At 28.3% G+C, this 25,530-nt stretch carries 29 protein-coding genes, 1 pseudogene and 1 riboswitch; of the genes and pseudogenes, 28 read left to right on the top strand and 2 right to left on the bottom strand.

Annotated elements, in window-relative coordinates; all coding sequences use genetic code 4:
- The 28 genes and pseudogenes from TS70_RS00225 (at position 1) to TS70_RS00090 (ending at position 24,593) form a co-directional block, all read left to right on the top strand.
- Complete coding sequence (locus tag TS70_RS00225) at positions 1–762, top strand: RDD family protein (RefSeq protein ID WP_232332157.1); 762 nt, start codon at positions 1–3, stop codon at positions 760–762.
- Between the two features lie 38 nt (positions 763–800).
- Positions 801–2,990, top strand: a complete 2,190-nt coding sequence (locus TS70_RS08210) for an ATP-dependent helicase (RefSeq protein ID WP_198049065.1) — start codon at positions 801–803, stop codon at positions 2,988–2,990.
- 15 nt (positions 2,991–3,005) lie between these two features.
- Complete coding sequence (locus TS70_RS00215; RefSeq protein WP_198049064.1) at positions 3,006–3,335, top strand: hypothetical protein; 330 nt, start codon at positions 3,006–3,008, stop codon at positions 3,333–3,335.
- 3 nt (positions 3,336–3,338) lie between these two features.
- Positions 3,339–3,914, top strand: a complete 576-nt coding sequence (locus tag TS70_RS00210) for a hypothetical protein (RefSeq protein ID WP_198049063.1) — start codon at positions 3,339–3,341, stop codon at positions 3,912–3,914.
- Positions 3,915–3,998: 84 nt separating this feature from the next.
- On the top strand, positions 3,999–4,262 hold the full coding sequence (locus TS70_RS00205) for an HPr family phosphocarrier protein (protein WP_198049062.1): 264 nt from the start codon (positions 3,999–4,001) through the stop codon (positions 4,260–4,262).
- A gap of 128 nt (positions 4,263–4,390) precedes the next feature.
- On the top strand, positions 4,391–5,347 hold the full coding sequence (tsaD, locus tag TS70_RS00200) for a tRNA (adenosine(37)-N6)-threonylcarbamoyltransferase complex transferase subunit TsaD (protein ID WP_198049061.1): 957 nt from the start codon (positions 4,391–4,393) through the stop codon (positions 5,345–5,347).
- A 5-nt stretch (positions 5,348–5,352) separates the two neighbouring features.
- Complete coding sequence (locus TS70_RS00195; RefSeq protein ID WP_198049060.1) at positions 5,353–6,168, top strand: MurR/RpiR family transcriptional regulator; 816 nt, start codon at positions 5,353–5,355, stop codon at positions 6,166–6,168.
- 3 nt (positions 6,169–6,171) lie between these two features.
- On the top strand, positions 6,172–7,002 hold the full coding sequence (locus TS70_RS00190) for a MurR/RpiR family transcriptional regulator (RefSeq protein WP_198049059.1): 831 nt from the start codon (positions 6,172–6,174) through the stop codon (positions 7,000–7,002).
- 78 nt (positions 7,003–7,080) lie between these two features.
- A complete protein-coding gene (gene deoD / locus TS70_RS00185) occupies positions 7,081–7,791 on the top strand; it encodes a purine-nucleoside phosphorylase (RefSeq protein ID WP_040092962.1) in 711 nt (236 codons plus the stop codon).
- Between the two features lie 20 nt (positions 7,792–7,811).
- Positions 7,812–9,178: pseudogene (gene asnS, locus TS70_RS00180) on the top strand (asparagine--tRNA ligase).
- 122 nt (positions 9,179–9,300) lie between these two features.
- Positions 9,301–9,618, top strand: coding sequence for a helix-turn-helix domain-containing protein (locus tag TS70_RS08200; protein WP_040092963.1), 318 nt, complete (start codon positions 9,301–9,303; stop codon positions 9,616–9,618).
- A gap of 161 nt (positions 9,619–9,779) precedes the next feature.
- Positions 9,780–10,268 (top strand): hypothetical protein, encoded by a 489-nt coding sequence (locus TS70_RS00170; RefSeq protein ID WP_040092965.1) that lies wholly within the window; start codon positions 9,780–9,782, stop codon positions 10,266–10,268.
- On the top strand, positions 10,268–10,744 hold the full coding sequence (locus TS70_RS00165) for a hypothetical protein (protein ID WP_040092967.1): 477 nt from the start codon (positions 10,268–10,270) through the stop codon (positions 10,742–10,744). The genes TS70_RS00170 and TS70_RS00165 overlap by 1 nt, the downstream gene beginning before the upstream one ends.
- Positions 10,745–10,978: 234 nt before the next feature.
- The gene (locus TS70_RS00160) at positions 10,979–11,653 is read left to right on the top strand and encodes a hypothetical protein (protein ID WP_232332156.1); all 675 of its coding nucleotides are present in this window, start codon (positions 10,979–10,981) and stop codon (positions 11,651–11,653) included.
- A gap of 289 nt (positions 11,654–11,942) precedes the next feature.
- Positions 11,943–12,995: a hypothetical protein gene (locus tag TS70_RS00155; protein WP_198049058.1), complete on the top strand. Its 1,053-nt coding sequence runs from the start codon at positions 11,943–11,945 to the stop codon at positions 12,993–12,995.
- Positions 12,996–13,021: 26 nt separating this feature from the next.
- A protein-coding gene (locus tag TS70_RS00150) for an IS5 family transposase (RefSeq protein WP_198049057.1) occupies positions 13,022–13,857 on the top strand; the annotation gives its coding sequence in 2 pieces (ribosomal slippage) (positions 13,022–13,418 and positions 13,418–13,857; 837 coding nt in all).
- Positions 13,858–14,752: 895 nt separating this feature from the next.
- Complete coding sequence (gene rpsP / locus TS70_RS00145; protein WP_174842681.1) at positions 14,753–15,043, top strand: 30S ribosomal protein S16; 291 nt, start codon at positions 14,753–14,755, stop codon at positions 15,041–15,043.
- Positions 15,044–15,073: 30 nt separating this feature from the next.
- Positions 15,074–15,325 (top strand): hypothetical protein, encoded by a 252-nt coding sequence (locus TS70_RS00140; protein ID WP_198049056.1) that lies wholly within the window; start codon positions 15,074–15,076, stop codon positions 15,323–15,325.
- A complete protein-coding gene (gene rimM, locus TS70_RS00135) occupies positions 15,326–15,817 on the top strand; it encodes a ribosome maturation factor RimM (RefSeq protein WP_040092970.1) in 492 nt (163 codons plus the stop codon). It begins immediately after the preceding gene.
- Positions 15,818–16,543: a tRNA (guanosine(37)-N1)-methyltransferase TrmD gene (trmD, locus tag TS70_RS00130; protein ID WP_198049055.1), complete on the top strand. Its 726-nt coding sequence runs from the start codon at positions 15,818–15,820 to the stop codon at positions 16,541–16,543.
- Between the two features lie 35 nt (positions 16,544–16,578).
- Positions 16,579–16,935 (top strand): 50S ribosomal protein L19, encoded by a 357-nt coding sequence (rplS, locus tag TS70_RS00125; RefSeq protein WP_040092973.1) that lies wholly within the window; start codon positions 16,579–16,581, stop codon positions 16,933–16,935.
- 65 nt (positions 16,936–17,000) lie between these two features.
- Complete coding sequence (locus TS70_RS00120) at positions 17,001–17,849, top strand: ribosome biogenesis GTPase RsgA (protein WP_040092975.1); 849 nt, start codon at positions 17,001–17,003, stop codon at positions 17,847–17,849.
- Positions 17,850–17,890: 41 nt separating this feature from the next.
- Positions 17,891–18,769: a ribosome biogenesis GTPase YlqF gene (gene ylqF, locus TS70_RS00115; RefSeq protein WP_127092578.1), complete on the top strand. Its 879-nt coding sequence runs from the start codon at positions 17,891–17,893 to the stop codon at positions 18,767–18,769.
- Positions 18,770–18,772: 3 nt separating this feature from the next.
- On the top strand, positions 18,773–19,396 hold the full coding sequence (locus TS70_RS00110) for a ribonuclease HII (RefSeq protein WP_198049054.1): 624 nt from the start codon (positions 18,773–18,775) through the stop codon (positions 19,394–19,396).
- 78 nt (positions 19,397–19,474) lie between these two features.
- Positions 19,475–20,212, top strand: a complete 738-nt coding sequence (locus TS70_RS00105) for a DNA-processing protein DprA (RefSeq protein ID WP_198049053.1) — start codon at positions 19,475–19,477, stop codon at positions 20,210–20,212.
- A gap of 122 nt (positions 20,213–20,334) precedes the next feature.
- Positions 20,335–20,432: riboswitch (purine riboswitch) on the top strand.
- Between the two features lie 114 nt (positions 20,433–20,546).
- A complete protein-coding gene (gene hpt, locus TS70_RS00100) occupies positions 20,547–21,065 on the top strand; it encodes a hypoxanthine phosphoribosyltransferase (RefSeq protein ID WP_232332170.1) in 519 nt (172 codons plus the stop codon).
- Positions 21,066–22,604 (top strand): glutamine-hydrolyzing GMP synthase, encoded by a 1,539-nt coding sequence (guaA, locus tag TS70_RS00095; RefSeq protein ID WP_198049051.1) that lies wholly within the window; start codon positions 21,066–21,068, stop codon positions 22,602–22,604.
- Positions 22,605–23,090: 486 nt separating this feature from the next.
- Complete coding sequence (locus TS70_RS00090) at positions 23,091–24,593, top strand: uracil-xanthine permease family protein (RefSeq protein ID WP_198049050.1); 1,503 nt, start codon at positions 23,091–23,093, stop codon at positions 24,591–24,593.
- 70 nt (positions 24,594–24,663) lie between these two features.
- Here the strand turns inward: TS70_RS00090 and TS70_RS00085 are convergent, their stop codons facing one another.
- Positions 24,664–25,068, bottom strand: a complete 405-nt coding sequence (locus TS70_RS00085; RefSeq protein WP_241460721.1) for a trypsin-like serine protease — start codon at positions 25,066–25,068, stop codon at positions 24,664–24,666.
- Between the two features lie 284 nt (positions 25,069–25,352).
- Complete coding sequence (locus TS70_RS00080; RefSeq protein ID WP_198049048.1) at positions 25,353–25,490, bottom strand: hypothetical protein; 138 nt, start codon at positions 25,488–25,490, stop codon at positions 25,353–25,355.
- Positions 25,491–25,530 lie beyond the last annotated feature (40 nt).

The raw sequence follows: 25,530 nt of genomic DNA, 5'->3' as shown, positions 1-25,530 counted from the left end.
ATGACAGAATTAAATGATAAAACTAAGCATTCGATGCAAAACAACGATACGGAGAATACGACAATAGCAACAACAACGGAAGGCGAAGATTATAACTTGCACCAATTAGCGCGACCAGCACGCATTATTTTCGTGCGTTTTCTTGATATTATTTTAGCTAGTTTAATTCCATTAATTTTAACTTTGACAATGAATTACTGAGATGCTCAGCGTACTGTTTGAGTACCAATTGTTGTGATTGGCATAACATTTTTGTTGTTCTTTTGTTATTTTGTCCTTTTACCGTATTTTTGAGATGGTAAAACGATTGGTAAGTTTTTATTTCAAATTAAATTAGTTAACACAGAACAAAAATTAAAATTAGGAGTTATTTTTACGCGAGAATTATTTATTATATTTTTGCCGTGGTTTATTGTATTATTAACAAATTTAAGTTTAAATTTAATTTTTCATGTTAATTTAGGTGATTTATTTCGAACAACTAACAAAAATCCCGTGGCAATTATTGTGATTCGAATTGTAACAACAACTTATTTTTTATGATATTTAGGGTTAATTTTTGCGGTTGTTTTAAATCCAAATCATCAAATTTTATTTGATCGTCATTTTAATTTATTTAATGCTAGAACAAAACCAATTGTTAAAAAACAAAAAAAGGCGTCAAAAAAACCAATAACAAGAGAGCATCAACATATTCATTTACAAAAAGATCAACCGGGGAATATTTCTGATGAAATTTTAAAAGAAATTGATGAATTATAAGGTAAAATGTAATTGTTTGAAAAGAAAGGCAGAAGCACATGGGAAATGAATTTATTGAACATTTAAATCCAAATCAACGAGAGGCTGTCTTAGCAATTAATGGTCCTGTTCGAATTATTGCTGGCGCTGGTAGTGGAAAAACACGAGTAATTATTAATAAGATTGCTTATTTAATTAAATACGCTGATTTACAACCATGACGAATTTGTGCGGTGACTTTTACGAATAAAGCAGCGAATGAAATGAAAGAACGGATTGTTGACTTAATTGGTGTTAATGGCAAACGTTGTATGATTTCAACTTATCATGCTTTGTGTGTACGCATCTTACGCGAAGATATTGTTGCGCTAAATTATGAGCGTAATTTTAATATTATTGATATGGCTGATCAAGATAGTATTTTACGTAATATTTATAAAACATTTAATGCTAAGTATGATGCCCAAGAAAGCCGGATGGTAAAGAATTATATTAGTAATCAAAAGAATGATTTTATTAGTCCGGCCAGTGCAAAGGATAATGCAATTGGGGATGAAAAACGTTGAGCGGAAGTGTATGGACATTATGAGACACGGTTAAAAGAATTAAATAGTCTTGATTTTAACGATTTAATCTTGCTAACATATAAGTTATTTAAACACCATCCAGAAGTTTTAGAAAAATGACAAAATCGTTTTGATTATTTTTTAGTTGATGAATTTCAAGATACAAATGAAATTCAATTTGATATTATTAAATGATTAGTTGGTGACGCACATAATATTATGGTTGTTGGGGATCCTGATCAAACAATTTATTCATGACGGGGAGCAAAAGTTAGGTTAATTTTAAATCTTGAGCAATATTTTCCGGGAACAGAAACAATTATTCTGAATGAAAATTATCGATCAAGTCAAAGTATTTTGTCATTAGCTAATAATTTAATTGCAAATAATAAAGACCGAATTGAAAAGGATTTATTTACAAACCAAACATTAGGACAGTTACCAATTTTATATCATGCTGTAAATAGTGCTGATGAAAGTGACTTTGTGGCACGAAAAGTTAAGGAATTGATTAAACAAGAAAGTTATGATTATAAAGATGTTTTAATTTTATATCGGGCAAATTACTTATCGCGTGATTTAGAAGTTGCTTTAGCAGACTATGGAATTTCTTATCGTATTTTTGGAGCGTTCAAATTTTATGAACGAAAGGAAATTAAAGATGCGCTTGCCTTTTTAAAAATAATTATGAATAATGACCAGTTAGCAGTGGAACGAGTATTATTATTAACGCCAAAAATTGGTTCAAAAGCATTTGAACAAATTATCACAGTTTTAAAAGAACGAGAATTAACTTTTACGGCATTGTTAGAACATCATTTTGATTTATTACCAACAAGTTTACAACATAATCTAGCTGCTTTACGCACAGCAATGTTAGCTGCTTTAACAGAATTACCAAAAACAGCAACAATTGAAAATCTGGTAATATTATTGTTAAATAAAACAGGATATCAACAACGTTTGCGTGATAATTTTGAAGAAGAACGTGAAGAAAATATTTTAGAATTAATTAACTCAATAAAAAAATTTGACCAGCAAAATGATAATCTAACTGGAGTTGAATTATTAAGTGAATACTTACAATTAGTTTCATTACAAACCGATAGTGATAGTGATAATTTAACTGATAATACTGTTTCTTTAATGACAATTCATAATGCGAAAGGATTAGAAAAAAAGATTGTTTTTATTGTTGGTTTAAATGAAGGAATTTTTCCATCAAGTCAGGCAATTAAAATAGGCCATGATCAGATTGAAGAGGAACGACGAACATTATATGTTGCGATTACAAGAGCACAAGAAATGTTATTTTTAAGTCATCCAGAAGGTTATTCATATATTACCGGAAACGAACGTTTTCCTTCGCGTTTTATTAAAGAATTAGATAGTGATTTTCATCAAAAGGTTAATAGTGAATTAATATTTAGTAAACCAAAACCTTTTTCAAACCGTGATGGGATGAAGTCAAGTGGTGAAACAACAGTTTTTCATTTGAACAAAAATGTTGAACCATCTTTTAAACCTAACTTATGAAAAGTAAATGATACTGTTAGTCATGATTTGTTTGGCATTGGGGTGGTTGTAAAAATTATTGCTCAAAATGTACAAATTGTTTTTCCAGACCCGTACAAAGTTAAAATCATTTCAGCAGATAGTCAGGCAATTAAGAAAGTAGAATAAGGGAGGTTGAACTAGATGAAAATTAAAAATTATAAAGAATTAGCAAAAATTGCTGGTTGTGGTGTTGGCACAATTTCGCGCTATTTTAGTGGCGGTTCAATTAGTGATGATATGCGAGAGCGGATTAACGCAATTTTACAACAAAATGATTTTTTATTTAAAAAGAATCAGGTGCAAACAAATGTTACATTATTAATTTTTGATAAAACATCAAAATGGACTTGCCAAATTATTCAATTTTTAGCAAATAAATTAGCCAATGAAAATATTATGATTAATATCGTGTTAATTAATGAAGATGAAAACCTCTTTGACTTAAAGCTACAAGCCTTACAACAACAATAAAATATGAAAATAATTATTTTTACTAGTTATTATGAAGAAGTTTCAAAACTATTAAAAAAATATGAAAATAATATCAATGTTCTTCTGTTTGGACAACAAAATAACAAGTTCCAAGCATTATATTTTAACTTTGAAAAAATAATGTACCAATTAGTAACAAAAATTGCTTCGCAAACAAAAGCAATCTTGTATTTATCATTAGGAACAGAGTGAAAAACATTATATCGAGGATATTTTAAGGCTAGTAATGATTTAAACTTATTGACAAATTATCTTGTTTTAACTGGTGATGATTATGAAACTGATGTAACATTATTGACAAATACGATAATTGACAAACATATTGAAACAGTAATTTGTGTTGATGAAGAAAGTTATTTTCTTGTTAAAAGTATTAAAAAATTAGATTGCAAAATTATTAATGTTATTTTTGAACCCAATTTAGTGACTAATTATTTGATATCAAATCAAGCAATTAAAATTAATTTTAATTGAATTATTGAACAGATAATGATATTTCTAAATTCAAGAACAATTTCTGATGAACAACAAGAAATTCCCGTTGAAATTATTGGTTAAAAAGGTAAAATTGTTGAATGATAATATAGTTATTTTTATTTTTTTTGATATAATAAGTGAGTATATTTTAAAGGAGGAAATTTAATGGCATCATTTAAAGCTGTTATCGCTGATCCTGTTGGGATGCATGCTCGCCCAGCTGCATTAATTGTAGGAGAAGCAGGAAAGTACCAGTCAGATATTACTATTTTCTCAGGAGGAAAAACTGGTAATCTGAAATCAATTATGACTATTATTGCGTTAGGAATTCACCAAGGTGCAAAAGTGAAAATTGTTGCATCAGGTGCTGACGAAGAATCTGCAATTGCAGGAATCGAAAAAGTAATGAAAGACAACAAGGTTATTTAGATTGGATTTTTATTGAATATACAAAACAATAATAAATACTACAATTTTGTAGTATTTATTATTATTTTTGATAGTAATCGGTTTCTTATCATTTTATTAAAAATTATTATATTTTAGAGGTGTATGTAATGGTAATTTTTGCAATTGAAACAAGTTGTGATGAAACTAGTGTTGCGATTTATAAAAATAGAAAAATTTTAGCAAATGTTATTTCGTCCCAAATTAATGAACACACAAAATGTGGTGGTGTTGTTCCAGAGCTTGCGTCCCGTTTGCATTTAAAAAATTTTCCATATGTTTTATTAGAAGCTTTACAAACAGCAAAAATAAAAATCACAGATTTACAATACATTGCTTACACAGAAAAACCAGGTTTAATTGGTGCGTTACATATTGGTAAAATAATTGCTGAAACTTTAGCCAGCTATTTAGCAATTCCAATTCTGCCATTAAATCATTTATATGGTCATATTTACGCTAGTGCAATTGATAATAATTTTTTATTTCCCTTGTTAGCGGTTCTTGTTAGTGGTGGCCATACCCAACTAATATTAATGAAAAAACATTTAGATTTTGAAATTTTAGGTTTAACATTAGATGATGCAGTTGGTGAATGTTATGATAAAGTTGCACGCATGCTAGAACTAGGATATCCTGGCGGGCCAATCATTGATAAAATAGCAGGAACTGGGACACCAACCGCTTATCATTTACCATTGCCTTTGAATGACCAAAGTTATAATTTTTCTTTTAGTGGTTTAAAATCAGCGGCAGCTAATTTAATTGCAAAAGAACACGGTAAGGAAAATCTTAACCTCCCTAATTTTTGTGCCACCTTTCAGAAAACTTGTGTTGATATTATTATGCGAAAAACAAAGTTGGCAATTAAAAATTTTCAACCAAAGATGGTTACGTTAGTTGGCGGCGTTTCTGCCAATAGTGCATTGCGGACAGCAATATTAGATCTAGCAACATCAAATTTAAAAGTAATTATTCCAAAATTAGAATATTGTACTGATAATGCTGCAATGATTGCCCGCTTGGCGGCACAAGAATTAATGGAAAATAGAATAAAAGGAGATTAGATACAATGGCATCGTTTTTATCAAAATTAGAGACATTTGATTCAAAGAATTTTACCAAAAAGGAAAATGAAATAATTAAATATATTAAAGAAAATATGAAAGAAGTAACAACAATGAATATTGAAATTTTAGCACAACGAGTTAATACTGGTTATAGTGCAATTTATGGTTTGTTACGAAAAGTGCAAATTAAAGGTTATCGTGATTTTCTAATTGCAATTGCTGCTGATGTTGAAATTAAATCATTAGATTTTGAAAACATGGAAAGTTTAATGAAAAAAACATACTTTGATATTCTTAATCAAAATGATACGATGATTAATAATGATGTAATGAATCAAACGATTAATGCTATTAAGGGAGCATATCGAATTTTTGTGATTGGAATGGGTTCAACTAATGCGTTATCACAAACTTTAGCATTAGAATTATATCACTTTGGTTTTAATGCCTTTAATTTAAATGAAAACGAAGAGGATCTAATGGTTCGTTCTCGTTTTATGAATAAAAATGATTTAATTTTAGCTTATTCATTATTTGGTGATAATGAATCAGTCAACAAAGCTTTAACAATTGCGAAAGAAAAAGGAGTTACAATTATTGCTATTTCTGGAAAAGATATGTCAAAAGCGGTTCAATTATCAAATTGATCACATATTATTTCTACTCCTAATCAACGCGCTAATGACCATAAAATTTATGTCAATAAACTATTACCTTGAATGTATTTTACTGATCATTTAATTAATAAGATTTGATCATCAGATATCGTTGATAAAGAGTTTGTCATGGCACAACAAGATAATCGTTGGGATTATTAACAAATGGAAAATATTTCAATCCTTTCTAAGTTATCAATGATTCAAGGAAGTTGTACTAAAAAAGAAGTTAAAATTGCTAATTATATTCGCGATAATGTTCGCAATATTCGTAATATCAAGATTGAAGAATTATCAAAAGCAACGGGCATTGGTTATTCGCCAATTTATTCTTTAATTGATAAATTAGGTTTTAAAGGTTATCGTGATTTTATTATTGCAATTGTTGCTGAACAAGAACGATTAGAAACTAATAATTTAAATTTAGATGCAACAGAGAATATCTTTTTATATTATCAAGATATTTTACAACGTAACAATCAAATTTTTCATAGTGATAAATTGTTAGAAACAGTGACACTACTAAAAAAAGCAAAAGCAATTTATTTAGTTGGTGTTGGTAATACCGGTTTAGCAGTAAAAGAGTTAGCTAATCGTTTATTTAGTTTTGGTTTTGCTTGTAGTAATTTAGTTGAAGATGAAAATAATACTATTATGCGGGCAAGTTTAATGCAACCAGATGATTTACTAATTTGTATGAGTTTAGAGGGAAAAACACAAGCTGTTGTTGCGGCTGCAAAAGAAGCAAAAAACAATGGTGCAAATGTTGTTGCCGTTACTTCAAAATATAATTCTGATTTATCAAAATATGCTGATGTTAACCATATTGTTGTTTCATCATCATTATATGAAAAAAGTGAAATTTTTATTTCAGTGCTATTACCATTAATATATTGAAACGATAATTTAATTCAGGTGTTATTATCAATGGATAAAGATCGCCAATATTTAGAAAATAAGGTTAAAAGTAATAAAATTTTAAAAAAGTATCGTTAAATTGCAAGGAACTAATGTTTCTTTTTGTTTTTTATAGTACAATATAAATTAAACATAGAATATTAAGAGGAGATTACAATGACACCACATATTAATGCCAAAAAAGAAGATATTGCTAAGACAGTTTTGATGCCCGGTGATCCATTACGAGCTAAATTTATTGCGGAAACTTTTTTAGAAAATGTAAAATTAGTAAATGAAATTAGAAATATGTATATGTATACGGGGACTTATCAGAATAAACCAATTACAATTGCTGGAAGCGGAATGGGTTGTCCAAGTATTGGGATTTATTCGTATGAATTATTTAAATTTTATGATGTTGATAATATTATTCGGATTGGTTCAGCTGGAAGTTATGATGCAGCATTAAAAGTTTATGATATTGTTAATGTAATGGGAGCTTATGGCGAAAATAATTTTGCTGAAATTGTTGCTGGAGTTAATGATAAAGTTCTTCAAGCTTCACAAGATATTTTTGAAACAATTGAAGAAGTTGCTCAAGCAGCTAAGATTAAGACCTATCCTGGCATTGTCCATTCTTCTGATGTTTTTTATCGTAAAAATGCAGATGATTGAAAGAAGATTAAAGCTGAATATAATGCGGTTTGTGTTGAAATGGAATCATTTGCTTTGTTTGCTAATGCGTTAGCATTAAATAAAAAAGCAGCAACATTATTAACGATTTCAGATTCGTTTATTTCAGGTGAAGTTACCTCTGCTACTGAACGCCAAAATAATTTTCACCAGATGGTTGAATTAGCATTACAAAGTGCAATTAAATTATAAAAACAAAAAGGAGATAAATAATGACGACAGTTTTACAATTATATCAAGATCAGATTCAAAATCAAAGTGAAATTACGATTTTAGGATGAGTGCGTTCAAATCGTAGTAGTGGAAAATTAGGGTTTCTAGTTGTTAATGATGGAACTATTTTTGACAATGTTCAAATTGTTTATAAGGCGGAACAATTAACTAATTTTTTAGAACTTAGTGGCGTACGTGTTTCATCGGCAGTAAAAGTTACCGGAAAGTTTTGTTTAACGCCAACTGCAAAGCAACAATTTGAAATTCAAGCAAGTAACATTGAAATTCTTGACCAAGCAAGTGAAGATTACCCGTTACAAAAAAAAAACACACTTATGAATATTTACGTGAAATTGCACATTTACGAGCAAAAACTAATACTTTTAATGCAATTTTTCGAATTCGTAGCAGCAGTGCTTTTGCAATTCACGAATTCTTTAACAAAAATAATTTTATTTATGTTCATACTCCAATTATTACAGGGAATGATGCTGAAGGAGCTGGTGAATCATTTGTTGTTACAACAAGAACCGATGATCATTATGCCGAAGATTTCTTTGGCAAAAAAGCTAGTTTAACCGTTTCTGGCCAACTTCATGCTGAAGGGTTTGCGCAAGCCTTTCGTCAAGTTTATACTTTTGGCCCAACCTTTCGGGCAGAAAATTCTAACACAACAAAACATGCTGCCGAATTTTGAATGATTGAACCAGAAGTTGCGTTTATTGATTTAACCGAGAATATGGACTTAATTGAAACAATGGTGAAATATATTATTAATTATTTATTCAATAATAATCATCGTGAACTTGCGTTCTTAAATGATAATGGTGATGATCAGTTACTAACAAGATTACAAAATGTTGTTGATAATCAATTTGTGCGACTTTCATATACCGAAGCAATTACAATTTTACAAACAGCAGTAAAGAATGGTCATAAATTTGATAATGCTGATATTTTTTGGGGAATGGATTTACAAACTGAACATGAAAGATATTTATGTGAACAAGAAACTAAGAAACCAACGTTTTTATTTAACTATCCAAAAGAAATTAAAGCTTTTTATATGAAAGTTAATGATGATAATAAAACAGTCGCTGCTTGTGATTTACTGGTGCCAGGAATTGGAGAATTAGTAGGAGGAAGTGTTCGGGAAAATAGTTATGATAAGATTATTGCTCGTTGTCACGAATTAAAAATTCCAACAACAGATTTACAATGGTACTTAGATTTACGAAAATATGGTTATTATAAAAGTGCTGGGTTTGGACTTGGATTTGAACGTTTGGTAATGTATGTGACCGGAGCGTTGAATATTCGTGATGTGATTCCTTTCCCGCGTACTCCACGTAATTTATTATTTTAATCTGATGCATACAAAAATTTTATTTAACAATAAAATTTTTTTTCTGCTATAATTTTTGCATTGCATAGATAAAGAAATATATTATTTAACTTAGTTATTTTTTATATGAAAGGAATATATAAATGAACGAAGTTATTAAGCAATTACGGATTTATAAAGGTTTGACCCAGCGTGAATTAGCAAAGATATCTGGCTTACAACAATCAACAATTTGTCGAATTGAAAAAGATTGTTCAAAAACTAGTTGAAATAAAATTTTAAAATTACTAGTTGCATTAAAATTAGATGTTAAAAAATTTATTGATAAACTGTCGACATATAATGAAAGTAAAGTATATGAATTTTTATCCTTAATTATTGATAATCCCAAAATTCGTAAAGAACTTGATCAAAGCCCACGAGTATTAGCATTAAAGGTTTTACGAATTTTTACTAATTAATTTAAAATAGTTAAATAATATTGTTTTACCGTGCAGTTGAATTAACTATGAAGAAAAAAGAAGACCATAAGGGTCTTTTATGTTTTTCTGTTTTGTTTTTGTAAATTAGTGATATAATAATAAAGAATAGCTATTAATGTCGTAGAATGAGGAATAATAGAGTGAATTGGGATTATTATTTTATTTTTGATGGAAATGGAACAACACAAACATTGCGTTGCATTTGCAAAACAGCTGCTGATGCAAAGGAAGCTTTGGAAGATTGTTATTTAGATAATAAATATAATACTGATATTGTTAAGCAAATTTCATTTTGTTTAATCTTTACCTTTGATAATACAACGGATAATTATGAATTGAATAAACGGGCAACAGAAGAATTTATTAAAGAATTATCGGTTTGTCAACAATGTAATCGGGTAAAAAGTAAATTAGATCGTAATCAACTTTGTTCAGAATGTGAAAGCGAATTAGCAGGAATTGAAACCTTTCAATGTGACTTGTGTAAAAAACATCGTCTTGTTCGTGATGATTTTAACCGTGAATTATTCGGAAAATTATTAGTTAATAATAAAGAATATCTTATTTGTTTTAAATGTGCAGCGCAAAATTATCCGCTTCCAAGACAACAAGAAAGGATGGAAACATAGTGAATGAGACAAAAAATTTGTATATAGTGTTTTACACTGAAAATGCACTTTATCCAGATCAAGCTAAAGTTGCTAAAATTTTTACAAATCAAATAGAAGCTAACAAATATTTACTAACAAAAGTAACTTTAAATGGCAAGAAAGTTTCAAAAGATAATAAATGAATTTTAAAAGTTTATGTTTATGTTGGTTCAAATGATCGTTATGAATATTCAAAATGAAAAACAGGGCAGTTTAAAAATGACATTGGTAATTGTATTCATTGTCATGAATATTTTTTACGAGAAAATAATGTTAATATGTGTGAAAAGTGTTTGGGTCAAGTCAAACAAGGACTGAAGGAATGTGAAGTTTGTCATAATTTCTTTAATCCTGTTGGAATTAAATTTGTTTCAAATGGGGATGTTTTTCCATCGTTAGCTTGTCCTGATTGTTCTAAAACATTAATTAAAAATTTGCAAATTACAATTAAATAATGAGAGGTATTTTAAAACCAAGAGATATTGTTATGACTGATTATTTTGATAAATTTTAATTAGTCACATCAGAGGTTTATGATTGATCTTAATAAATAATATAGCTTGGAAATACAGTTGAATTTTATTAAAAAAGGAACTATAAAAGTAATATCAATTAAAAAATAACATCGTAACAAAAATATTATAAAATATTAAGTAAAAATTAATTAATTTAATATCGGAGGTTTTTGTATGTTTAAATGAAATAATAAAATTTTATTTTATGTTCGCTTAGGAGTTTTGTTATTAGTATTATCTTTTTTAATTGTTGATTTAGTTTTCACAATTATTGCTCCATTACCACAATTTAGTGCGTTAGGTTATGCAGAACGAGTATCAAATTATTATGCTTTTTTTACAACGCAAACAAATTATATTGTTGCAATGTATTTCTTTGTTTACTTATTTGAAAGTAAGTTTGCAAATCGTAGCCCGAGTTATTTAATAAAATTAGCAGTTACGACATATATTACAATTACAATGCTAGTTTTTTGGTTAGGAATTTTTACCAATACCCAAGATGCTAACCAATATGATGCTTATTCATGAATATCAACAATTGTGTTACATTTAGTGATCCCAGTTAGTATAATTATTAGTTATATTTTAACATCAGGGAATTTTCAATATAATCTTAAAAAACATCATAAATTAACATTATGATTAATTTTAATTTACCCAGTTTTGTATTTTATTATTATTTTAATTCGGGGAACATTACGTTATTTAGACCATAGACCATCAAATACATGATATCCATATTTTTTCCTAAATGTTTATCAAGAATGAGAATGATTAATTTTAATCTTTTCTTTCATTTGCATTTTGGCATTATTTGTTGGTTTACAATATTTATATATTTTTTAAATAACAAATTATATCGTAAATATCATGGTGAAACATTGAATAAACGTGTTAATGAAAAAGTATTCGGAATTAAAGAAGAAAGTGTAACATTACAAAACAAAGATGTTTTCATACCACAAACATTATTAAATATTTTTTATCACTAAAATGGGTTTTAAAAAATATTTTTATTTTGAACTAATATATTTAATTTTTTAACAAATTATCGTATTTCTTTTTTATTATTAAAGTTTATTAGTTTTGGTAGGGTGGTTGGGTTGTATAGAATAGAAGGAATATTAAATTATATATGCAAAAGTTGTTAGTGTTATTGGGTACAATAACAATTGTTGGAAGCGGAATCATAAATCTGACCGCAAATAGTAATTTGATAGCAAACAAAGAAGGAATTATTAACAAGAATTTATCAGTTTTACAAAGTCCTGAATCTGAAACGGATGAAGTTGATTGAGATCAAGTTAATAAATACTTTAAAGATTTAAATAAAAACTCTTCGAATAAAACTTCACGTGAAAAAGAGATGTTTAAATCAGTTAGTGAATTTGGTAAAAAAAGTGTAAAAAAATATCAAAAAATGGGAGGACAACTATTTACGAATTTATTTGATATTATGATAAATGATTTTCGAACTGAATTTCCAGATTTTAAAAATTTGTATGACAAAAAAATCCAAAAAAATGAAGGAACTATGGCTTTTAGTTCAAATTCAGGGTTAAATTTTAATAATGATATTAATGTTGCATATAGTATCAGCAAAGATAAACAAGCTGCATTAGAATATTGAGATAAACTAAATGATATAAATTTAGGGTTTAAAACAGCAACTACTATTGTCGCAATTGCAGCCGCTGGTTTTTGAGCAGCGGCCTGATTTTTTGGGATTAGTGTACCGTGAACCATTGCGGCTACTGTTGTTGCGGCATCACTGGGTGTTACAACGGCGGGAATATCGTATTATTTAAATATAAATAATGAGTACCAGAATAATCTTATTAAAAGTATTCGTGTTACTTTATCAATTAGAACATTAGCGCATAGTTTTTGAGATATTGTTTTTCCAATTTTAACCGCAAATGTCACTGTTGTTAGTGGAACATCGCTAATAATACCAGCTGTTACTGCTGTTTTAGCGACTACTTCTGCTTTTTTTGCTTGAATTTTAAGAACGAGTATCTTTTTAGAAGCTGAAAATAATGAGAAAAATAAGTTAAAGTTAGAAGAAGAAAAATTAAACCCAAAAATAAATTTCAAAAAAATAGGAGCTATGAGTACAGGGGGTACAACTGATCATTTTAATATTAGACTTCTTGCGATACCCTTTTTTATTAAAATATTATTATAAAATATAATTTATGAGGACATAAAAATATGAACAATAATAAATTTAATACTCTTAATGATAGAGAATGGTTAAGATTAACAGGAATAAAAAAATCCACTTTTAATAAAATGTTAGATATTTTAAAAGTTGCTGAAATAGAAAAATTTAAAAAAGGTGGTAAAACTAATAAATTATCATTAGAAAATAGATTATTGATGACTTTATTATATTGACGAGAATATCAGACTTATTTTCATCTTGGTAAAAGTTTTGATATTAGTGAGGCTAATTGTTATCGTAATATTAAGTGAATTGAAGATATTTTAATTAAAAACTCTGATTTTCAACAACTTGCTGGTAAAAAAGCACTAATAAATGATTATTTTAATGATAAAACTATTATTATTGATGCTACCGAAACTCCAATCCAACGCCCAAAAAAAGACAAAAACAATCTTATTCTGGTAAAAAGAAAAAACACACGATCAAAACACAAGTAATTATCGAACAAGAAACCAAAAAAATTATTGCAACAAGTTTTTCGCTCGGAAAAAAACATGATTATGCTTTATTTAAAGAATCAAAAATCCCAATTTTAAAAAATACCAAATTAATAGTTGATAGTGGTTATCAAGGAATACAAAAAAATCACAATAATGTTCTAATACCTACAAAGAAAACAAAGAAAAACCCTTTAAACAAAAAACAAAAGCAATATAATAGACTAGTTTNAAAAATGAGAATTATTATTGAAAATATTTTTGCTATTCTTAAAAAATTTAAAATTATTACAGAAAAATATCGTAATCGAAGAAAAAGATTTGGTTTAAGATTTAATTTAATTGCCTCAATTTATAATTTACAATTATTATATTTAACATAAAATATTTATTTAAAATTAAATAATTTAAATAATAAATTAATTTTTCGTTGTGGAAAAATATTAAATTTTTAAATAAAAAACATAATTAATTAAAATTATATTTTTCTATTAGTATCTTTTTTACAAATATTTGCAATTTTTTAACAAGTAATGCAAGAAGTCTATTAAGTTATTTAAATGAACTGATTATGCAACTTCATGAGAAGAGTTTCTGAAATATTATGATTATATTAATTTAAATAATTCAGTTGTTGCGGCTGGTGGTCAAGGAGCAACTATTCAGCGAAAAATATTAAAGTATCAACAAAATTAATTGGTTCTTCAAAAATTGATAAGAATAATTGATCTAGTCGGCAACCCATTTACCTTAAACAAGAACTAATAAATTATGAATATAGATTTATTGTCGCTCATCAAACATCACGAATTGATATGTATTTATATCGTAGTGGCAAAGAAATTCATGCTCTTTTATGCATTATAACACAAAGTGTGAATGCTATTTATCGAGTATGAAATTTGTTGAAAGTTTCATCATTTGATGTTACAAATAAAGATTTTTATGAGCCAAATGACATAAATGATTGATGAAAAAATATAATTAAAGGAATACTAGGATAAAATTAGAAATTTAATATTATTAAATATTTATTAAAATTAAAACTTTGCTTTATAAAACAAAGTTTTTTTATTTAAATAATTTAGTTGCTGAGGTTGGAAGACAAGGGAAAACAATTAAACGAAAAAATATTAAATTACCAACTATTTTTGTTCAATTTTTATTAATTGAAAAAGTGTTAAGTTAAAAAACTTGACTCTTTTTTTATTTAAGGTATGATATATAGGATGTTAAGTTTCATAGTTTAACAGGAAAAGAGAATTAGAAAGGAAAAAATTGATGGTAAAATTACGTTTAAAAAGAACAGGTAAAAAGAAAGCGGCTTTTTATCGGATTGTTGCAACAGATGCTCGTGTCAAACGTGATGGAGAATATATTGAATTAATTGGAACATATAATCCTTTAAATGGTGATGTAAAAATTGATCAAGATATTGCTTATAAATGATTATCAACAGGAGCGCAACCAACCGATACAGTTCGTAATTTATTAAGTAAAGAAGGTTTAATGACTAAGTTACATAATGAAAGACAAGTTTCAAAACCCAAAAAAAGCACAAAAAAATAGTTGTTGTTTAAAGTTACAACAATAAACAATATGTATATTACAGAACTTAAAAATTTAATTGAACCGTTAATTTCTCAAGACAATAACGAATTATATTATGAGATTCGACAATTGCCAGAAACAAAAACAGGTGAAATTAATTTATTAGTAATGTGTAGTGAAGAAGTTTTTGGGTATGTTGTTGGTAAATCAGGTTTAATTGCTAATAATTTACGAACATTATTAAATATTAGAGGGCAATTTGATCAACATAAAGTTAATATTAAATTTGAAGTTTTTTAAATGAAAGATTTATTAAAAATTTTTAAGATTAATAAACCGCATGCAATTAAGGGAGAAGTTAAGGCAACTTTATTAATTAACATTAAGGATGTAGAACAGTTAGTTAATAAGGTAATGTTTCTTCAGTTGCCGCTGCTTTATCAACCAGTAACATTAATTAAAATTACACTTACTAATCATAGTTATATTCTTAAATTTAAAGAATTTAATAATATTAATGAAGTGTTAGCTTTTAAAGAATGTTATTTGTTATGCCAAAAGGCGGATTTGGAATTAGCAACAGTTATTAGTCAAGAGGATTTAACTAATTTTAAAGTTTTTTATCAGGATGTTGTAATTGGAACATTATCACATCAATTTGAAACAAAAGCACATGTTGTTTTTGAAATTCAAAAAACTGATCAAACAAAGATGATGATTCCATATATTGATGAATATGTTGAACAAATTGATTTGATTCAGCAAAAAGTAATTTTAAAAAAGGTGATTTAAATGAAACAGTTTACAGTATTGACTTTGTTCCCGGAAATGTTTAATAATTTTTTAACAACATCAATTATTGAAAAAGCTTTAGCAAAGAAACTAATTGCAATTAATATTGTCAATCTTCGGGATTATAGTGTTGGTAAACATCACCAAGTTGATGATTATCAATATGGCGGTGGTGAAGGAATGGTCCTAATGATTGAACCATTAGTTAAAGCCATTAAAGCGCACCAAACTAAAAATAGTATTACTATTTTATTATCACCTCAGGGAAAACAATATCGTCAACAGCAAGCTCAACAGTTGGCAAAACAAGAGCAGGATTTAATCTTGATTTGTGGTCATTATGAGGGTTTTGATGAAAGAATTTTACATTATGTTGATTATGAATTATCAATTGGAGATTATGTTTTAACTGGTGGTGAATTAGCAAGTATGATTGTGATTGATAGTGTTGCAAGACTATGCAGTGATGTTATTAATGCACAGTCACATCTCAATGATTCTTTTACAAACAATCTCTTAGATTATCCCGTTTATACAAAGCCAGTTGCATATGATGGACATCTTGTGCCTGAGGTTTTGTTAAGCGGTCATCATCAAAACATTGCACAGTGACGAGAATATGAGGCATTAAAAAAAACTTGATTAAAACGACCAGATTTATTATTAAAAATGACTTTAACACCACAACAAGAAATTTTATTAACAAAAATTAAAAATGAAAAATAAAATAGGTTTATTAACCATAGAAAGGAAGAACAGTTATGAATATGCGTTTAACAGAAGAAATTACAAAGGATCAACTTCGTGCTGATTTACCTGAGTTTTCTTCAGGAGATACTATCAAGGTTCACTATAAAATTCAGGAAGGAAATAAATTTAGAATCCAAGTTTTTGAAGGAGTAGTAATTAAGTTACAAGGTAGTGTCATTACTAAATCAGTTACAATTCGTAAAATTAGTAATGGTGCTGGGGTTGAAAGAAATTTTCCACTACATTCACCTTTAATTGATAAAATTGAAGTTGTAAAATATGGGCGTGTTCGTCGTGCTCGTATTTACTATATGCGAAATCGTGTTGGTAAAGCTGCACGGATTAAGGAAATCATTAAAACTAAATAAATTAAAAAGGCTGTTAAAGTCTTTTTAATTTCTACTAAATTATAAAACAAGGAGGAAACACAATTATGTGTGACAAGACAATTGCAATCCCAAGTGAATTTATTAAAAATAATAAAAGAGTTGATAAACTAGCAGCAACAGCAGATGTTATTATTGAAGTTGTTGATGCAAGAGTTGCGTACTCTGGTGCTAACCTTTTAAATTATGCAAAATTAGAACATGTAAAAAGAATAATCCTTTTTTCAAATACACAAAAAGCTGATGTGGAACAAACAAAAAAATGAATGAAATATTATTATGGGCAAGGAATTTACTGTCAAATGTTATTAAGTCCTGACCAGCAAAGCGAAGAACAATATCAACAGTGTTTAAAAGGGTTTCATGCCTTTTTAAAAGATTATGTTGATAAAAAAATATTAATTATTAGTTTACCGCATAGTAATAAAGAAATTTTATTAGCAAAACTATTTAACAATAGTGAAAGCTTTGAAAAAGCAAAATTAGCATTATTTGGTCGTGAGAAAGTTCATCGTTATAATAATGTTGAATTCATTGACACAGCACCGATTACCGGTGTTAATTTCAAAACACCTAATGTTTATTGAAATACCCAAATTTTAGGAATTTTTAATATTGAAGAAAACACAGAAGTTGTGGCCATTAAAGCCTTTAAATTATTATTAACAAAATATCAAGCAAAATTAGAAACAGCATATAGTGTTAATGTTCAATTAAAATCTTCGGTTGATGAACTTGTGAAAGAATTTATTAAATTAAAGTCAGCTAATGTTTCATTGCCAGAAGGCGAAACAACCGATAATTTATTACTTTGTGCTGATTTTTTAGCAGATCTTCAAAATGGGAAAAAAATCCCAGCAATTTCGTTAGAATGAGTTGAGGACTATTTTAAATAATAATTATATAAAGAAAAACATTAAGAAGGGAGAAAAAGAAGATGTCAACGAACATTCATTGATTTCCTGGCCATATGGCAAAGGCGATTAAGCAAATTGATGAACAAAGTAAATTAATTGATTTGATTATTGAAATTGTTGATAGTCGGATTCCTTTTTCTTCTGCCAATCCTTTAATTGATAAATTACGAGGTTCAAAGCCAAAACTAATTATTTTAAATAAAAAAGATTTGGCAGATCCAATCGTAAGCAAAGCATGACTTAATTATTATGAACAACAACAAATTACTGTCTTACCATTAGATAGTAAACATACTAAAATTAATAAAATTATTGTTGAGAAAATTTATGCTGTTTTAAGTTCTAAAATTACTCGGGATAAAGCACGAGGTATTAAAACGCCAAAGTTAAAAGTATTAGTAACGGGAATTCCTAATGTTGGTAAATCAACTTTTATTAATGCTTTGGTAAACCGTAATTCAGCACGAGTTGGTAATAAACCTGGTGTAACAAAGGGCCAACAATGATTAAAATTAAATGAACAAATTGATTTAATTGATACCCCCGGGATTTTATGACCAAAAATTGAACAGCACCAAGTGGCTCTTAATTTAGCATTTACCCGGGCAATTAAAGAAGATATTTTACCAAAAGAAGATGTTTGTTTAGCAGCTATTAAATGAATGTATCAACATTACTTTTCATTATTAGCAAAACAATATCATTTATTACCAATTGATCAGTTTGATGTGACCAATGAAGTTGAATTATTTCATTTATTATTAAGAATGCAACAAAATCGTTTTCACAAAGTTGATGAAGACAATGTCATAAATATTGTAACTGACTTTTTAAATAAATTATGAAATAATGAATTTGGATTAGTTTCATTTGAGTTTCCGCCACAAAAGGAAATGTAAATTATGAATAGTTTTGAACAAAAAATTTTAGCATCATATTCATCCACGACAATAATGGCAGGAAAAGATGAAGCAGGACGAGGTTGTTTAGCGGGTCCATTAGTTGTTGGTGCTGTTATTTTACCAAAGGATTACTTTAATCCAGCAATTAAAGATAGTAAAAAGTTAACGGTAAAACAACGAACAATGTTAGCAACAGAAATTATGAATGTTGCCATCAGTTATGCAATTGAAACAATGTCAGTGACAATGGTTGAAACACTTAATCCAAAACAAGCAAGTATTGTTGGGATGCAAAATGCAATTGATAAGTTAACAGTTAAACCAGATTTAATTTTAACTGATGCTGAAAAATTAGCGCCATCTTATCATTATCAAGCAATTATTGATGGTGATAATCTTTCACAATCAATTGCGGCAGCTTCAATTTTAGCAAAAGTAACACGGGATAATCTAATGTTAGAATATGATCAAACATATCCGCAATATGATTTTAAAAATAATAAAGGTTATGGGACTAAAAAACATTTATCTGCTTTACAAAAATATGGAATAACAGCAATTCATCGGAAAAGTTATCGACCGGTTCGTGATCTTATTTTAAAAAATAATGTTACTGATAAATAAAAATTAAAAAAGTAAAATTCTTCGTGTTATATTCTTTATGTTAATAAGATACTTATTTATTAATAGAAAGGAAGCAAGATGCGTTGAGTTCTACTTTTTTTTGCATTAAAATATGAAGGGGATTGACTTAAAATTTATCAAGCGTTAAAGACAAAAGAAAAAATTGCTTATGAAGATTTAATTGATATTGAAACAAAAATTACTTGTCAGTATGTCACAATTATTGATCAAGATTATCCAAAGGCTCTTTGCAATATTTACCGACCACCTTTTGTGTTATTTTATGATGGTGATTTAACGATAGTTAATAATAAATGCCATAAATTAGCAATTTGTGGTACAACAAAACCAGATGAAACAGGATTATTGATTACTAAAATGTTAACAAAAAAAATTATTAGACGAAAATTAATTTTAATTGTAATGCTAGAAAAAGGAATTAATCAATGTGTTATTGAAAATCTTGGGTTCGGTAATGGTGTTCTAATAGTTAAAAAATGACAAGATTATGCGCACATTTGCAAAAAATATCCAGATGTTAAATTTCAAATTGTTATTTCTGAATCATATGATGGAAATTTAAAGAAAACAAAATATGAACTTTATCGAATTATGTCTGGTCTAATGGACGGTGTTATTATTGTTCAATCAACACCTGATGATGATACGCATCGGCTTGTTACGTTAGCAAATCATGATGGCAAAGAAGTCTTTTGCTTTCCCGAACGAGTTACAATTGCTAATAAGAACAATAGTTTTATTAAAAATGGTGCACAACTAATCGAAAGTGTTAATGATATTTTTTGTAAGTTATAATGTTTTGCTATATTTATTAAAATATTTTTAGAATTAAAGATAAAAATTAATTATAAATGAATTGGACAACATATAATTTTAAAATTACCTTGCATTACTAGCAATAATAAGTTATAGTTGTTGTGTGATAAAAATAAAATGCTTATATATGTTAGTGTTATGGACTAACGTTTCTACATCTTACCGTTATTAAGATACTATAGGTCATGAAGATTCTTTTGTTTTATTTTCTTGATTTAACAAAAATAATTTGCATAACCTATTTAGAATTAACTATAATAGTTTATGCTTTTATTTTTTTTATTTTTGTAAAGGAGAATTATTAATTGTGCAAATGGAAAAACTAGAATTATACCTTTCTGAAGCTAAGATTCAAGAAGGAATCAAAACTTATGCGGAAAAAATTAATACCTTATATGCGGGAAAAAAATTATATTGTATTGGTTTAATGAACGGGGCCCTCTTTTTTATGAGTGATTTATTAAAACAACTTAAAAATTATATTGTTGTTGATACAATGAGTGTTTCAAGTTATGAAAAAACAAATTCTACCAACAATATTACAATTCATAAAGATATTTCAAAAGATATTACCGGGCAAGATGTTTTGTTAATTGAAGACTTAATTGATACTGGGCAAACATTATCGGTTGTGATTGAAAAATTACAAGCAAAAAAACCAAATAGTTTGCGAGTGGTTTGTTTAGCAGATAAAATTGAAATGCATCCTGACTTTAAATATGATTATGATGCTTTATTTAATTTCCCAAATGAATTTGTGGTTGGTTATGGGTTTGACTATGATGATCAATATCGTCAGTTACCCGATGTATATATATTTAGAGGTGAATAAATGAAAACAGAAAATAAAATTATTATCTTAGATTTTGGATCACAATATACGCAACTAATTACTCGTCGTATTCGTGACTTAGAAGTATATTGTGAGGTGTGACCATACAATACACCGTTAGAAAAAATTAAAACAACCCCAATGAAAGGAATTATTTTATCCGGTGGTCCTGCTTCAGTTTATGCAGAGGATGCTTTTTTAATTGATTCAGAGTTACTTCAATTAGATTTACCAATTTTAGGAATTTGTTATGGAATGCAGTTAATTAGTCATTTATCTGGTGGAAAAGTGCAACGAGCAGCGAAACAAGAATTTGGTTTTTCAGAATTAGTTATTGATGATCACCACGATTTATTTGCTAATGTTCCAGTTAAATCACAAGTCTGGATGAGTCATGCTGATCACATTGAAGTTATGCCAAAAGATTTTGTTCAAATTGCGCATAGTGCAAATTCAATTAGTGCAATTAGACATACAACGAAAAAAATTTATGGGTTACAATTTCATTCTGAAGTAACACATACTTTAATTGGTGAACAATTATTAAAAAATTTTGTTTTTAAAATTTGCCAATGTGAAGCAGATTGAAAAATTTCAGAATTTATTACTATGTCAACAAGGGAAATTAAAACTAAAGTTGGTAGTCACAATGTTGTTTTAGCATTATCGGGGGGAGTTGATTCTAGTGTTTGTGCAGTCTTATTGCATCAAGCAATTGGTCAACAGCTAACTTGTATTTTTGTTGATACGGGGTTATTGCGTCAAGATAGTGGTTGACATGATTTACAAAAATTTCAAAAACAATTTGGTTTAAGCATTCTAAAAATTGATGCTAAAGAAAGATTTTTAACAGCATTAAAAGGAGTTACTAATCCAGAACAAAAACGAAAAATTATTGGAAACTTATTTATTGAAATTTTTAATGAAGAAGCACAAAAAATTAAAAATGTTAAATGATTGGGGCAAGGAACGATTTATCCTGATGTGATTGAATCAGTATCAGTAAAAGGGCCTTCAGCAACAATTAAATCGCATCATAATGTGGGGGGATTGCCAAAAGATTTACCCTTTCAATTAATTGAACCATTACGCGAGTTATTTAAAGATGAAGTTCGTAAGACTGGTGAAGCGTTAGGAATTGATCATCAATTTGTTTACAAGCATCCTTTTCCAGGACCAGGTTTAGCAGTTCGAATTATTGGTGAGATTACATCCGAAAAAGTAACATTACTACAAGCAGCTGATCAAATTTTCATTGATGAGTTATATAATTTTGACTTATATGATCAAGTTGCTCAAGCTTTTGTTGTTTTATTGCCCGTTCAATCAGTTGGGGTAATGGGTGATGTTCGGACATATGGTTATACTGCTGTTATTCGTAGTGTTGATACAACTGATTTTATGACAGCGAATTGAAGTCGGTTACCGTTTGAACTATTAGATAAAGTTTCATCACGGATTGTTAGTGAGGTTCATGGTATTAATCGTGTGACTTATGATATTACTTCAAAACCACCCGGCACAATTGAGTGAGAGTAGCAACCATAACAGTGTTTAATAAAATAAAAAAAGGGAGAATTAATCTCACTGCGCTTGATTGTTTTCATAACTGTTAGGGCAAAAAAGAGTGAAAGTAGAAAAATAGGGAATTTCTTCATATAATTGGTTTATTTTGAAAAAAGCTTTATGAAGGATATTACAAGGACGGAATAAAGTAAGTGTTTACTGGATTTTACCAGCAAACACTTACTTTATTCCAACTATTACAAGACAATTAAGAAGAAAATATTTACAAATCATTTTAAAAATGATATTATTTATGTTAAGAATGTTGAGGTATAAAATGCAAATTAAGATGCTACAAGAATTAAAAATTTTTTTACAAAAAAATAAGTTAATTCTTTTTGATATCTTTAATATTCTATAAATTAACAATATAATGAAAATTAATAATGCAAAATTTACTAGTTGATAATGTTTATAAACTAGTTTTTTTATGCAATTTTAAGAATGAAAGGAGAAAAAATGGAAAAAGAACAAATTACGAGCATCGATAATAATGTTAAATTATTATTAGCTCCCCATGAACGCCCAAAAACTTTTTTACAATGATCAATTTTATCCTTGCAACATGTTTTTGCAATGTTTGGTTCCACAGTGTTAGTGCCGTTGATTATTAATCAAACAGCTGGTGTTGAAGTTATGAATATTTCAATGGCTTTATTTTGCTCGGGTGTTGGAACATTAATTTACATTGCCATTACGGCAGCAAAAGTGCCAATGTATTTAGGAAGTTCATTTGCCTATATGGGAGCAATGGGGGTTTGTTATCCTTTGTATGGAAATGCTATTTTTATTGCCGTAATGATGGTTGGAGTTATTTATATTACATTTGGAGTTTTAGTATATTTTATTGGTAATAAATTTTTAGAACGACTATTGCCAGCAGTTATTGTTGGACCATTAATTATTATTATTGAAATGTCAGTTGCTCCGAGTGCTATTAATAATACTGGATTTAATCCAGCAGCTTGAAAAGAAAGTTATTCACATTGAATTGGAATTGGGATTGCAGTTTTTACTTTTTTGGTAACGGCAATTATTGCTTTAAAATGTAAGGGATTTGCAAAAGTAGTACCAGTTATTATTGGGGTTATAATGGGTTATTTATTATGTGTTATTTTGCATTTTGCAATTGGAACTCAATATCATATTTTAGACACTTCAAAAATTAGTGACCCAAGTCAATGACAGTGATATCCTTCTTTTAAAAAAATTTGAGATTTAAAAGCAAGTAATATTGTCCCAGCAATTTTAGCAATTAGTCCCTTGGCAATTATTGCCATTGCTGAACATATTGGTGATCATATTAGTATGGGACAAATGACAGGTAAGAATTTTGTTAAAGATCCTGGAATGCATCGAACATTAGTTGCAGATGGGGTTTCAATTATTTTTGATGGCTTAATAGGAGGTCCTGCAAACACAACTTATGGTGAAAATGCCTCGGTTGTTGGAATGACAAGAATTGCTTCAGTGTGAGTAACGGGATTAGCTGCCCTGTTTGCGATCGTGTTATCTTTTATTGCCTCGGTTAACCAGTTGGTTCAAATGCTACCAGGTCCAGTTATGGGTGGTATTAGTATGATTATGTTTGGTTTAATTGCAACAAATGGAATTCGTGTTTTAATTAATAATCGGATTGATTATACCAATATGAAAAATGTCTTTGTAACAGCAATTATGTTAGTCTTAGGATTGGGGGGAGCAATTTTTAACTTTAATATTGGTAGTGGTAATTTACAATTTACGGGAGTTGCTTTAGCTGCTTTTGTTGGAATTTTCTTAAACTTACTTCTACCAGATCATCAAAATAATGGTTTTATATGGTGAGAAAAAATCAAGCTAATTATTAAAAAGAAAAAAGACCGCCCAAAAAAAGTAAAAGATAAAAATGAACAAAAAGAAGAAGTAAGTCAAAACCAAAAAAATAATAAAAATAAGAAACCTAATAACGAAGATGATTAAATTATAATAAAAGAAAAAAAGCAATAAATATTGCTTTTTTTAATATATTTTTTGAATATTAATGTGTAGGTTAATTATTTTTAATAATATTTTGAATTCAATCACTAAAAGCTCCAACAGCAGTAAAAACAGTTGGTAATGGTGTTGTTCAATCATAAACACCGTGGCTAACAATTCCTTCTGTTACTCATTGGTTATTAATTTTTTGAATTACAGGACCACCACTATCACCAAGGGCAGAGCTTATTCTTTTGCCAGTAATTGTTTCACCTAAAAAATCATAATTTTGATCAAAATTAGAAATTTGGTATTTTGGGTCTTTCGCAATTGCGGGGTCTTGAATTGGCATTAATGCTTTTTTCATATGTGTTGGTCAAATTGGTTGTCCTTGTGAATCAAGACCACTAATTCCAAAACCAGTTACAATTGCATTTTGTCCTGCTTGGGGGATTTGTGATTTATTTGCAACTTGAATTGGTGTAATATCAGTAACGGGATGATCTAATTTAACTAGAACAATATCTTTTTCATATCATAATGACTGCCACCATAGACAAAATATTGGTTAGCATATACCGTTTCTGGTTGATAAGGTGTTACTTTATCATAAAGGCCAAATGTAACTTGCATTGGTAACTGTGCAAATTGAAAATCACTAGCAACATGCGCTGCTGTTAAAAGTCAATTTGGAGAAATTAAAACACCACCACCAATTCCGGTGGTTGTAATTGGTGCGCCCTTATTACTTATAAGACCATATTATGGAAATTCACCATTTTTAACATCAACACCATTGGTAACTTCAACATTATTATTTTTATTATTGATAACGATTGTACTAATTGTACTTGTGCTAGCCATTGCTAGACTAGTAAAAAAAACCAGTATTTTTTTCATAGTTACATCTTCTTTCTTAAATTATTGGTTCTGAGATGAG

Origin of the sequence: Spiroplasma sp. hyd1, assembly GCF_016082235.1 — a bacterium.
GTDB lineage: Bacteria > Bacillota_I > Bacilli_A > Mycoplasmatales > Mycoplasmataceae > Spiroplasma > Spiroplasma poulsonii.
The sequence above is the reverse complement of the archived record's forward strand: the minus strand, read 5'-3'. Positions and strand labels throughout refer to the sequence as shown.